Source organism: Planctopirus sp. SH287 (genome assembly GCF_056500625.1).
The window spans coordinates 4,820,400-4,832,883 of sequence record NZ_CM151403.1 but is presented as its reverse complement, the minus strand read 5'-3'; the positions used below and the strand labels follow the sequence as shown (position 1 = coordinate 4,832,883).

Annotated in this window: 8 protein-coding genes; 7 read left to right on the top strand and 1 reads right to left on the bottom strand. The window is 52.7% G+C overall.

Annotated features, from left to right (window positions below):
• Positions 1-64 precede the first annotated feature (64 nt).
• From SH287x_RS17900 to SH287x_RS17875, 6 genes are all read left to right on the top strand, one after another.
• Positions 65-1,207 carry an AraC family transcriptional regulator gene (locus SH287x_RS17900; protein ID WP_479515749.1) on the top strand — a complete coding sequence of 381 codons (1,143 nt, stop codon included), beginning with the start codon at positions 65-67 and terminating at the stop codon, positions 1,205-1,207.
• A gap of 220 nt (positions 1,208-1,427) precedes the next feature.
• Positions 1,428-2,366 carry a DUF1559 family PulG-like putative transporter gene (locus SH287x_RS17895; protein WP_479515748.1) on the top strand — a complete coding sequence of 313 codons (939 nt, stop codon included), beginning with the start codon at positions 1,428-1,430 and terminating at the stop codon, positions 2,364-2,366.
• Between the two features lie 104 nt (positions 2,367-2,470).
• A complete protein-coding gene (locus SH287x_RS17890; RefSeq protein WP_479515747.1) occupies positions 2,471-2,929 on the top strand; it encodes a hypothetical protein in 459 nt (152 codons plus the stop codon).
• 104 nt (positions 2,930-3,033) lie between these two features.
• Positions 3,034-4,281 carry a peptidoglycan-binding protein gene (locus SH287x_RS17885; RefSeq protein ID WP_479515746.1) on the top strand — a complete coding sequence of 416 codons (1,248 nt, stop codon included), beginning with the start codon at positions 3,034-3,036 and terminating at the stop codon, positions 4,279-4,281.
• Between the two features lie 134 nt (positions 4,282-4,415).
• Complete coding sequence (locus SH287x_RS17880; RefSeq protein WP_479515745.1) at positions 4,416-5,756, top strand: NAD(P)/FAD-dependent oxidoreductase; 1,341 nt, start codon at positions 4,416-4,418, stop codon at positions 5,754-5,756.
• A 90-nt stretch (positions 5,757-5,846) separates the two neighbouring features.
• Positions 5,847-7,448, top strand: coding sequence for an N-acyl-D-amino-acid deacylase family protein (locus SH287x_RS17875; RefSeq protein WP_479515744.1), 1,602 nt, complete (start codon positions 5,847-5,849; stop codon positions 7,446-7,448).
• 47 nt (positions 7,449-7,495) lie between these two features.
• Here SH287x_RS17875 and SH287x_RS17870 read toward each other — a convergent pair whose 3' ends face one another.
• Positions 7,496-10,837: a PVC-type heme-binding CxxCH protein gene (locus SH287x_RS17870; protein ID WP_479515743.1), complete on the bottom strand. Its 3,342-nt coding sequence runs from the start codon at positions 10,835-10,837 to the stop codon at positions 7,496-7,498.
• A gap of 578 nt (positions 10,838-11,415) precedes the next feature.
• On the opposite strand from SH287x_RS17870, the gene SH287x_RS17865 reads away from it, so the two are divergent.
• The gene (locus SH287x_RS17865; RefSeq protein WP_479515742.1) at positions 11,416-12,426 is read left to right on the top strand and encodes a hypothetical protein; all 1,011 of its coding nucleotides are present in this window, start codon (positions 11,416-11,418) and stop codon (positions 12,424-12,426) included.
• Positions 12,427-12,484 lie beyond the last annotated feature (58 nt).

Genomic DNA, 12,484 nt, shown 5'->3' with positions numbered 1-12,484 from the left:
CAGCGGGGAAGTGACAGGGACGTCAGTGGTTCCTGGATAGGGAATCCGCAGGATAGCGGGCATCATGGCGCATTATCACAAGTCCGTTGCGGTGCTGATTGAAACCGGCGACAGCTGGGGGCGAAACGTCGTCGAGGCCGTTGCACGTTATGCCCAGAAGTATCGCTGGTCGCTGATTATCTCGCCTCGCGATGCCCACGGACGATTGCGGCTGCCGCCGAAATGGAAAGGGGACGGCGCTGTGGCCATGTTGCGAGATCTGACCATGGCTCGCCATCTTCAAGCGGCTGCCATTCCCGTTGTGGATGTGGATGTTCTGATGCAGTCAGAAAAATGGGTCGGCCGCGTCGTCACCAACGATTTGCAGCGAGTAACGATGGCCTTTGACCATTTTCGATCCAAGAATCTCAGTCAGTTTGCCTATTACGCCCCACGAGTGAATCGCTATCCCGACTATCGCTCGAAGCTATTTCAACAGGTTGTCGAGAAGGCGGGTTTTCCCTGCACGGGATTCGATCAGTCAGGACATAAAGAGTTCGGTTGGTACGCAGAACCGGAGAAGGTCGCGCGGTGGATCAGGAGGCAACCTGCACCGCTGGCCGTTTTCGCCCCCGATCCTGTCCCCGCCCGCCAGTTGGCGGAAATCTGCCAGGGGGAAGGGATTCATATTCCCGATGAAGTCGCGCTCCTCTCGGGTGATACCGATGACCTGCTCTGCAATATCGCCTCACCTCCCATTTCCAGTATTGAGCTTGATTGCCACAAGATTGGACATGAAGCCTGCGTAATGCTCAGCCGGATGATGGAAGGATCACCCGCCCCCACCCGTCCCAAGCTGATTGCTCCTTTGCAGGTGATTCCACGGCATTCCACAGACCTTCTGGCAGTGGCAGATACACAACTGGCGGAAATCCTGCGCTACATCAGATCCCGGGCTTGTGAAGGGATTCGGGTGCCCGACATCCTGCGGTTGTTTCCCATCTCCCGTCGGGGGTTGGAGCAAAAGTTTCGCAGCCTGCTGGGCCGAACACCGGCCGAGGAAATTCGCCGCACCCGGCTGGAACATGCCCGCCATCTGCTGGTAGAGAGCGAGATGCCCATCAGCGCCATTGCCACCGCCTGCAGTTTTTCCAGTGGTGTCGAACTCTCTCACGCCTTTCGGAAATACCTGGGAATCAAGCCTTCTGACCTGCGAACCCATGAGTGATCAGAAAGTGTTGATGAATCGCCCGTTGCGATTTTGCCCAACATTTCTGCGCAAAGCTCTATTGAAAGAGGCGGTTTAAGACTGCAAGATTCTTATCCAGCGCCGCACCAAATGATCTGCTTCATACTCACGACGACTTTCGATCATTCCCGGAGCCGCTGCCATGCTGTATTGCCACCGTTCGTCGCCTGGACATACCCGACGTAATATTCTGAGGCCGATGCGCCGCGTTAGAGCAGGTTTTACACTGATCGAATTACTGGTCGTTATTGCGATCATAGCCGTATTGATTGCGTTGCTACTCCCCGCCGTGCAACAGGCGAGAGAAGCGGCCCGTCGCAGCCAGTGCAAGAATAATCTCAAGCAGATTGGTCTGGCATTACATAATTATCATGACGCATATCAAAAATTGCCAGCAGGGTACGGTTATGAAGCTAACAATCTGATTCCTATCTATGGATGGGCTGTCGCGATCCTTCCTTATCTTGATCAGGGCCCACTTTATAATGCGTTAAATCCAGGGACGATTCCTTTGAGCGCACGATATGTCTCAGCCTTTACTTCAGAAGATCAGCGTCTATTACAGACACCCATTTCCGTTTTTCGATGCCCTTCAGATATCGCTCCTCCAGTCAATGAATTTGCGTTTGGTGCCTTGAATTTCTTCTATCCAGCGACATCAAATTATGTGGCATATGGTGGAGCGGGAACCACAGCCGAAACGCTGGCGAATAACAATGATGCTCATGGCGTATTCTTTGGAAATTCCTATTTAGGATTTAATGCCGTCAGCGATGGGTTGTCCAACACGTTTTTCGTGAGTGAGCGTGATTCATCACCAGTTGGCCCATCCACGAGTGGATTTACAACAACTTTTGGTGCTGCCGTTTGGGCGGGGATCGCCAGTCGCAATAATGTGCTTCGTCCTTATCGTACGCTGACACACGCGGTATACCGCATAAATTATGACTATGTTCAGGCGCTGAATGATACGACAGGAGCTTACAACGCCCGAGGAGTCAGTAGTTATCACATTGGTGGAGTCCATGTCCTCATGGGGGACGGCAGTGTGCGGCTTGTCAACGAAAATATCGATCACACGACGGTCTATCGGTATCTGGTCTGGCGGGATGATGGGCGGGCTAATCCTGAAATTTAGACATCTCGATCAATAGCGATCATGTAAAAGCAAGTCACGACCGTGTCTTATCCTTAGGGTTAATTCGTCTGAATTCTTACAGCATGTATCAGGATGCCGACTTCATGCGAATTGTTAAAAATATGAAAGAAATCCGCGTTACCGAACTTTGTAATCGCGTTCCATTCGGGAATTCACGAATCGTCCTGGTTTCAGGGATGTTGCTGGCATTGATTGTGCAGGGTTGCTCGCAATCTGTAGGGACGATTGAAGGGTTGCTCACGATTGACGGCAAACCTGCCAAGGGAATGGCTGTAACATTTAAATCATTAGATGATGAGCAGGAAGGCTTTGGGATGACCGATGAACAAGGCCGCTTCAGAATCTTTCGTGGACGTGGGAAACGGGACTTTATTACGGGTAATTACAAAATTGCTGTTGGCACGATGGACGCCGAAGGTGAAGAAGATCGTTCACGCAGATTTCCGGCGATCCTATCAGATATTAATAAGACGACTTTAGTGAAGGCTGTTCAAACAGGAAGTAATGATATTGAAATTCATCTGAATCGAGAGAGTCCTTGAAGATGTTAGGATGAGATTGATATCTGGCTCATCAGTCGTCAAGGGGTAAAAAAGTTTACGCAGGAATATCTCCATTGATCGAAATGACGAAATGGATACACAAGATGATTGGGCGAGTCGCATTTTCCGTAGCTTTGATTTTGATGGCATCGGTCGCGATAGGACAGGAGAGTTCCAGTGTTAAAGCCTCTTCAAAAGCACCGATTCCGAACCCTGCTCGACCATTAGGATTACTATCCGACGGGTGGCAGGTTGAGGCGCTACAACGTACGCTCAATTGGAAACTCGCCCCATCGCCTCAACTATCGATCAGTGGCAAATTCGATGAAGCGACAGAAGATGCTGTCAAGTCCTATCAAAAGCTGCACCATTTACCTGCCACAGGGATTGTCGATTCCCTGACCTGGCGTGCACTTGGGCCGCTGATGACCAGCGATTCGCCTATCCTTGATCCTTTACAGGATAAGCCAAATCAAGCGGAGAAATCGCCGGCCGAATCACTCAGTGGCGTCCCCTTTGTCACCTGTAAAGCCTGGGTGGTTCTCGACGCTGATACGGGCGAGATCGTGGGGGGAGAGCATCACAATGACGAACGGGAGATGGCCAGTACCACGAAGCTGATGACCGCGTGGATTGTCTTAAGAGCCGCAAAAAAAGATCCTCAGTTGCTTGATTCGCTCGTCACTGTCTCCCGCCGGGGCGATCTGACCTCGGGAAGTACGGCGAATCTCCAACATGGTGAACAACTGACGTGGCGAGATTTGCTCTATGGGTTGTTGCTCCCTTCAGGGAATGATGCGTCGGTGGTGGTTGCCGAAAATCTGGGTTCACGCTTTGCCCCGCCCGTTGATCAGCCCGATCTTAAAGATCCGTTTCGCTTGTTCATTACCGAGATGAATCGAACAGCAGAAGGGTTGGGGTTGAAGCAGACGCATTTTGCTAATCCGCATGGACTTTCATCGCCGGGTCATCATACGACCGCCCGTGAATTGGCACAATTTTCCGCGATGCTGGTGCGAGATGGAGATATTCTCCCGTTTGTCCAGACTCGACAGGCGATTGGAAAGCTGACGGGGGCGCCGGGATATGTTCGCTATGAACTATGGAAGAATTCTAATCAGTTACTCAATACCGAGGGATATCTCGGTATGAAAACCGGCACGACTCCTCAAGCTGGTGCTTGCCTGGTTGCAGTTGGTGAACGCGATTCTCGTCGATTGGTTGTCGTCGTTCTGGGGTCAACATCTCAAGACGCCCGCTATGTGGATGCTCGCAACTTATTTCGCTGGGCGTGGAATGAATGTGCGAAACAGTCATCTCGCGTCGGCGCCACATCCACAAGTGATAAATAATGTAGGGTGCATGCAGCGTAGCGAAATGCACCAATTGACTACCAGATGCGAGAGATGGTGCATTTCGCTTTGCTGCATGCACCCTACCAATGGATTTCGCTGAAAAGACAATTTTGAGTGACTAGATAATTTAGATGAATGTATCAACAACCATGATCAGTGCTACGTCCAAAGTTTCCACTTACGCACCTGCCAATGTAACGGGAGTGGCAACATCTCCGGGAAGTTCTGCCAAGCCTGTCGTCATTATTGGCGCAGGTGTTGTCGGTTCTGCCTGTGCTTATTACCTGGCATTGGCAGGATGCCGTGTGATCATGATCGATAAAGGAACATTCGGCCAAGGATGCTCCCATGGAAATTGTGGCTATATCTCTCCCAGTCATGTCTTGCCGCTCTGCCGACCTGGAGCTATTACGTCGTCATTAAAAACACTCTTTCAAAGAAACTCACCATTCAAGATTCGTCCGCGACTTGATTTAGCAACATGGCAATGGTTTTTTCGATTTGCGATGAAGTGCAATTCGAGTGATATGCTCCAAGCGGGGAAGGCCCGGCACGCACTACTGCAATCATCCCGGCGTCTTTATGAGCAATTGATCGAGGCCGAAGTTTTGGGCGAATGTGACTGGGAAACGCGTGGCCTGCTGTTTGTCCATCATGATCCGCATCATTTTGAGTCATTTGAAAAGACGAACAAGCTACTATCTGACGAGTTTGATCTTCCCGCGCGACGGATCGATGCGCCAGAATTATTAGAGATGGAACCGACATTAAAACCTGTCGTTGCGGGAGCGTGGCTCTATGACTGCGATGCTCATTTACGCCCTAATATGCTGATGAAATCATGGAAGGAGCGATTGATCCAGATGGGGGTCGAGATTCGCGAGAACTGTGAGTTTCTTGATCTGGAAGCGAAGGGTTCACAGATCCAGTCTATTCATACTTCGTTAGGACATCTGGAAACGGATCATGTCATTTTCGCGACGGGAGCATGGTCACGGCTCATCCAGAAGAAGCTCAAAGTGGCCATCCCGATTGAGCCTGGCAAGGGCTATTCGATCACCATGCCAAGGCCGGCCATGTGCCCCACCTATCCGATGATTTTTGAAGATCATCGGGTCGCGATCACTCCGATGGCCAGCGGCTACCGGATTGGCTCAACCATGGAATTCGCGGGGTATGATGCAACACTTCGCGAAGATCGTCTGGGACTATTGACCGATACTGCCAAATTCTATTTACATGATCCCGTCGCTTCGCCAGTCATCGAGAAATGGTATGGCTGGCGTCCGATGAGTGCCGATGAAGTTCCGCTGGTCGGGCGAATTCCCCGGTTAGGCAATGCCTGGATGGCCGCCGGCCATTGCATGCTGGGGCTTTCGATGGCCACCGCCACCGGAAAGCTGCTCACCGAATTGCTGACAAATACCACACCACACATTGACCCCCATCCTTATCGACTGGAACGATTCTGAGAAGCGGGGTGAATTAATCATATTTATTGGTGCATTCCGTCGGAACTTCATGCACCCTACTTGTTGAAACAAATTCATGAGATTTATGTGATGAATAAGCAGATCTTTTTGCGAACGTTCGGTTGCTTTTTCACTGTGCTTATAGTGGTTGCTTTTCCACAGAATCTGCTGGCGATTGATGATGTCGTGCTCAAAAATGGCCTGATCTATGATGGATCTGGCGGTGCCCCATTCACTGGGCATGTTTCTTTTAATAACGGGAAAATCACTTCTGTGGGTGCAGGGGATGGCCCTGATGCGACCTGGCAGATTGATATCAAAGGGCTGGTGATCGCGCCGGGATTTATTGACCTGCATACCCATAGCGATTCTTCTGTGATTTCCCCTGATCGACGCGCTTGCGTGAATTATCTCCTGCAGGGCTGCACCACGTCTGTCACGGGAAACTGTGGTAACGGCCCTGTCGATGTGGCCGAGTATTACGACAAGATCAACGCTGCGGGAGCGGGGACAAACGTCGCTCATCTGCTCCCTCAAGGATCGTTGCGATCCCGTGTCATCGGAAGTGTGAACCGTAAAGCCACACCTGAAGAACTCGAACAGATGCGGGGTCTGGCGAAAACTGCGATGGATGATGGGGCATGGGGTATGTCGACGGGCCTCATCTATACTCCCAGTTCTTATGCTAATACCGATGAGTTGATAGAGATAGCGAAGGTTGTCGCTACTGCTAATGGGATTTATGCCAGCCATATTCGTGGAGAGGATTCCAGCCTGCCAGCTTCAGTTCAGGAAGCGATTGAAATCGGTGAGAAAGCGGGTTGCCCGGTTCATATTTCGCACCTCAAATCGGCGGGGATGTCGAATTGGGGACGAATCCGCGTCGCGATTGATCTGATCGAAAAGGCCCGCGCTCAAGGGCAGAAGGTCACGGCAGACCAATATCCATACATTGCATTAAGCACATCGATACAGCCATTTCTCTTTCCCAGTTGGGCTAATTCTGGCGGAAGTAAAGGACTGATCGGTAGGCTGGATGATCCTGAGACAGGCCCGCGCATTCGCGAAACCGTTGCTAATAAGCTTAAAGATGCTGATGACGGTCATCACGTTGTGATCGCCCGCTGTGCCACGCATCCGGAATATGTCGGCAAGAGCTTGAAACAGATTGCTGAATCAGAAAAAAGCAGTGCTCTTCAGGTGGCCGAGAAAATTATTCGGGACGGTGGAGCCAGCATTGTCAGTTTTTCTATGAGTGAAGACGACGTTCGTCTGGCGATGACGCTTCCCTGGGTGGCGACAGCCTCTGATGCTTCGGCACAGATTCCAGGCGCCAACCGCCCTCATCCGCGAGGCTTTGGAACTTTCCCCCGGAAGATCGGACACTATGCGATTCGGGAGGGAGTGCTCCCTTTAGAACAAGCTATCCGCAGTGCCACGGGGCTGCCGGCAGAAATTATCGGCATGACAGATCGTGGACTTCTGAAAGTTGGCCTGGCCGCCGATATCGTGGTCTTTGATCCCAAAGCGTTCATCGATACGGCGACTTATGAAGATCCGTATCAGTACGCCCAAGGTATGCAGTACGTATTTGTGAACGGGACACCGGCAGTCAATCAGGGCACGCCGACAGGTGCTCTGGCAGGCAAGGCATTGCGAAAAACAGATCTCAAATCAGACCCTGTGCGATAACGATCAATGACCTGGCAAATGTTCTATCTGGCTTATCACTGCCATGGTTACTGTCCCAAAGGTGGTGACAATGGCAGCGGAACCTGCTGAGAATGTCTGAGATAACCCAGCAGATCACGGATCTGTTCGGGCGAGAGGGAATTCAGAATCCCTTCCGGCATGGGGGAGAGTTCTGTCGGTGAAAGTTCGGCAATTTCACTGCGTTCCAGTGTGATTCGTTCGGTCTGTGTTTGCAGCGTGATTGTTCGGGGAGATTGTTCGACAACGACGCCGGAAATGACTCGGCCATCTTCCAGCTCGGCAATCGACATCCGGTAATCCTTGGAGACGACAGCACTGGGATCGATGATGTTTTCCAACAGGTAATCCAGATTTGACCGTTGCGATCCTGTTAAATCCGGGCCGATTGCGCCCCCCTCGCCATAGAGCTTATGGCATTTGGAACAATGCTGGGTAAACAGCAGGCGACCATCCGTCAGCACGGCTTTGGCAAAGACATCCGGCGTCAATCGCCCCTTGAGATCTTCGATGGCCTTGAGCTTGTCCGCGCTGGTTTCGCGAACGCCGCCCCAATGACTCGTCAATTGTTCGTCCAGTTCGGCATCGCGTAATGATCGCATCTGACGAATATCAAAGGCGGTCAGATCGGCCACGGGAAGCTTCCCCTCAGCAACAGCTTTCATCAACGCCTTGGCGTATTCTTTGCGCGTCGTCAGTAGCGCAATGATCTGCGGTCTCACCGGTGCGCGGAAGGCCCGATAATGTCCGGCAATCTGCTGGCCAATTTGAACGCGATTCGCTTTGGCATGGTTCCATTGAGCCAGCCCACGAGCGGCAGAGACATTGAAACGGGCATCCTTGAGCAGTGGCATCAAAATTTCGGCCAGATCATCGGGGTGGCTCTCGGCCAGCGTGTCCAGTGCTGCCAGCCGGCTGGCAGGATCGGCATTCTGATCCAATGCCACCTGACGCACATCGCCCATCGCTCGGCCATCACCGAACAGGATGCTCAGATCGCGCAGACGTGATGGCAGGGAGTTCTTCTGGCTGGCATCGCCGGCAGACGCCAGATCCAGAGTTTCAACCATGGCAACAAAAGCAGGCCATGCCGCTGGGGCTTTCGCTTTTCGCCATCCCTTCAAACCGGCTGTCATCCCTGTGACAAGATCCTGAGTGAGTGAGAGGTCTTTTCTGGTTGTCACTTCCCGCAGCAATTCCTCCATCACCTGCGGGCGTGATTCAATCTCTTCTGCCAAGCGGCGAGTGATTAACTGTCGGGTCAACGGCCACTGGCTGGCCAGACAAACGGGAACCAAATCCGCAGGAGCCACCTCGGCCACAGGAATTAAGCCGTACCAGACCATCAGTGGTAAGTTGTGGTCATCTGCTTCACCTGGGTGACTCATGAGCGCGATTGCCAGATGTGGCCTCGTTGCCAGCGGGAGGCGTTGAAGTGTTGAAGCCAGCGTAAGCCGCACGAGTGAGGAGCGGTCTTCCTCGGCCAGATCGCAAAACTGGTTCAGCAGTTGTGGTGAAAGTGCCAGTGCCTGTTTTGCTGCTGCCTGAGGAGGCAGAACCCGCTGCCGGCTCATGGCATCGTCCAGCGGAAAAGCATCGGTCGCCAGGCGAATTCCCCATGCTCTGATGGACTCATCGGGCGAAGTGATCGCGTGTTCTAAAGCTTTTTTATCAAGCGTTTTTCCCTGCATGCCCAGAACCGTACCCAGTGTGGCAAGCAGCCTCAGCTTCACACGTGGTTCCGAAGCTTCAATCATCCGTTGTTGAAGTTTCGAGACTGTTTCGCTTGTGAGTGTCCCTTTCCTCGCTCGCGATGCCAATTCCAGTCGTGCCTGTCGAACAAACCATTCATTGGGATGCCCCTGCATCTCGATGAGGTCGGCATCACTTTGACTATCGATCATCAGGGATGCTGATGGCTTGACGGGGCTGGATGACTTCGAGGGAAAACTCACTTTGAAAACCCGGCCGCTGGTGCGATGGACTCCCGTGTTTTCGTGGCATTCGCCGGTATCACTCCAGTCGATGACAAACACACTGCCATCCGGGCCGTAATCTAAATCAATGCCACGAAACCAGAGATCTGGTGAAAGAAACATGTCAGGTCGATGGCGGCCCACGTAGCCGCTCCCTTCGCGATCCAGTTGTTCGACATTGATCCGCCGACCATGCAGGTTCACAGTGAAAAGCTGGTTGTGGTACTCTTGAGGCCACTGATTGCCCAGATAGATCATTGTGCCCGAGTGAGCGTGCCCGCCGCCGAGAGAATTTGCCGCGCCATCGCGCGAAGCCGTCCAGCTCTTGCCGGTATCAAAGTGAAAATGATCGGCGTGCTGATCAATCAGCCCGTAGGTTCTTGTATTGGGATCCAAAGTAAATGGTCGGGTGAAGTGAGCACCCGGAATGGCATGCCACAAGTGACCATTGACCGTGTTGACGAAGAAGGCTTCGTATTGTTCGTTCCAGTCATGGCCCCAGGGATTGGTGGTGCCAGTCGTCAGAACATCGAATTGACGACTGACAGGGTGATACCGCCAAAGTCCCCCTTCCAGTGCGGCCCTCGCTTCCGGTGGCGAATCCGGTAAGCCGATTTGTGCGGGGCAGGAACCTCCACACCGGCCATAGAGCCAGCCATCCGGCCCCCACTTCAAACCGTTTGCAAAGTTATGGTAATTTTCCTTCGCGACTTCAAAACCATCGAGCATCACCTGAGATGGCCCATCAGGGACACCATCATGATTCGCATCAGGAATGAAGACCAGTTGCGGCAAACAAAGTAACCAGACTCCGTCATGACCAACTGCCACACTGGTCAGGCAGCGGACGTTCTCAGTAAAGACCGTGCGACGATCCATCACACCATCGCCGTTCGTGTCTTCCAGCATGAGCACACGATCGCGCAGTGAGTCCTCAAAACGGACAGGGCGTTCGGCGTAGGTGTAGTTTTCAGCAATCCACAGCCTTCCCCGGCTGTCCCAACTCATGGCGATCGGGTTCTGGACATCGGGTTCAGCGGCGAAGACCGAAACCTCGAAACCAGCTGGCATCTGAGTTCCCGCCGCCGACTTCACGGCACTCATCTGCGGCTCACCCAACGACTTTTCCGTGTTGAACGGCGCGGGAAAGGTCTCTGCGGTGATTGCCGCTTCCCCACCAGAATTCTGAGCACAAGCCACGTGATCAAATAGAATTCCACCAGAGAACGCGTAGATAACCAGCGGCAGAACAGACGAAGAGAGAGTATTCCAATTCACGGGATCATATCCGCTGAAAGCACTCGAAGAACCAGACAACAACGCATCGACAGAAAAGCATATCAGAAATTTCTGCTGGAACCGAGTGATCGACGACCCGGAAAGAGATCTCGTCATTTCTCAAACCAGGCAATCAACCCTCGCCCGCGCAGGCGGGAGAGGGTGGCACGGAGTGCCGGGTGAGGGATTTTCCAGTGGGTGTTATCTATAGAGAAGTGTGCCCGGGTTTCTATTTGCATGGCAGATATGATAGTCGATGTTTTGTGGTGGATTTGTTTGCAGTTGGTGCATTGCGCTAGCGCTTCATGCACCCTACATAATACATAGGAATCCAGCAGTTATTAAGTTTCGGCTCGCCCTCACCCAGCCTCTCCCATTGGAATGGGAGAGGAGTAAATCAATGCCTACATGAAACATGATTCTGGCGGCGTAAGACCCATTCGTGGATGAACAACCGGCTGCCATACGCCGCCCCGAACCCCGCAAGGGGGCCGCCACAAACCCCGCAAGGGGATGCGAGGGGACGGTTCGCGAAAAAAACATTGATTGCTGAAAATGGTATTCGCAATGGCGTGCTGAGGGACTGTATTCTTATTCAGTCGCCATTTTGTCCAGTAGCAGCCGGGATGTGTTGCGTTGGTGGCGATTTTTGATGGTGGCGTTTTTTTACAGTCGACATCTTTGCGGGCCAGCCGATGTCATTGTCATCTCCTGTCAGGCTTGCTTCACAGTTGATTCTTGCGCGTCTGCTGATTCCGCAGGCCAAGGCACCTTCGCAGGCTGTTCTTTCCAAAGCTCTGGGGCCGCTGTTTGCTCAGCAGTATTCGGCAGGGCAATGGCGAAGTCTGTTTGAAGACGCATTGGGATCGCTTCGTTATGAAGGCGATCTCGAAGCTGATCAACTGGTGCTGACGCCAAGTGGTCTGGCGGCTGCCCGGAAATTTTGCGGTTTTTCTCCCGCAGAAGCACTTCCCAAAAATCTCCGCTGGCCTCAACTTCTCGCCAGGCAGATTGTCCCCCGGATCTGCGGCTTTGCCCTCCCCGGTTCCAAAGCCAAGACAACGGATCATCTGCTGCTGGAATATCTGAAACAGGCCTATCAACTGACAGAGCCTGTCACCACGATCAGTCAGTTGTTGCTGGCATTGGCGTGGAAAGAATTGAACGTCAGTTCGCGAAAGAAGCTGACGCCAGCGAATGTTCTGGCAACCGTTTCCTTGCAGACTGACCGCTCGCTGACATCCGCTCAGGTCATCAAACTGCTGGCTCAGCAGCAGCTGGGTGAGTCGAGTAGAGATGTGGCTCAATCGCTCATTCGTCAGCAAATCCGGCAAGCAGCAAGTGCTTCACAAGGCGATGTTTCACGGGGGGATGTTTCAAGTGGCGATGTTTCGCCAATGGCATGCACATTCACTCTGGCCGACATCCATGCCGCCTTGCCTGACATTCCTGTTGGCCCGCTTGGCTCGCATCGCGTTTTTATCGATGACCTTTGGCAGCACCTGCCTGCTGACCGACGGGGAACGCTTGACGAGTTTCGGCACGCGCTCCTGGCTCTATTCAAAAGCCACCAATTGCCACTCGGTCGTGTTGACCTCCCAGACCGTTTTGATCCCCAGACGATTGAGCGATCCCGCATCGAGGATGGGCACGTGACTTACCACTTTCTTATCAAACAGGGTGAATCACCACCACCCGTCCCGTGAGTGAGGCCGTTTGATCCATTCTTCAGGTTTTCATCCATTCTTTCACGAGGCCGGTCGA